The sequence below is a fragment of the Psychroserpens mesophilus genome (assembly GCF_050617655.1).
GTDB classification, from domain to species: domain Bacteria; phylum Bacteroidota; class Bacteroidia; order Flavobacteriales; family Flavobacteriaceae; genus Psychroserpens; species Psychroserpens mesophilus_A.
Window position 1 is genome coordinate 1 of record NZ_JBODQC010000390.1, and the last position, 247, is coordinate 247.

The following is a 247-nucleotide window of genomic DNA, read 5'->3' on the forward strand; positions in this document are numbered from 1 at the left end:
CCCACCGGCTCGGGCGCCACGCGCACGCTGGACGACTGGCTGGGCCGCCACGGCCTGGCCCTGGAGCGGCGCCTTTCCTGCAACAGCTGGGGCGCCGTGGTGGGCATGGTGGGGGGCGGCCTGGGCTTCACCTACATGCCCGAGCAAGGGGCCCTGGCCCTGCAGCAACGCGCCCGCCTGCGCGTGCTGGACGGCAGCGCCGAGGCCGCAAAGCACAGCGCGCTGGCCCCGCTGACCTACACCGTGC

Annotated in this window: 1 protein-coding gene; it reads left to right on the top strand. The window is 75.7% G+C overall.

Annotation, left to right across the window (positions count from 1 at the left end):
- Positions 1–247, top strand: a 247-nt coding sequence (locus tag ACRHNM_RS17720) for a LysR substrate-binding domain-containing protein (protein ID WP_431137959.1), incomplete at both ends; no start/stop codon positions are given.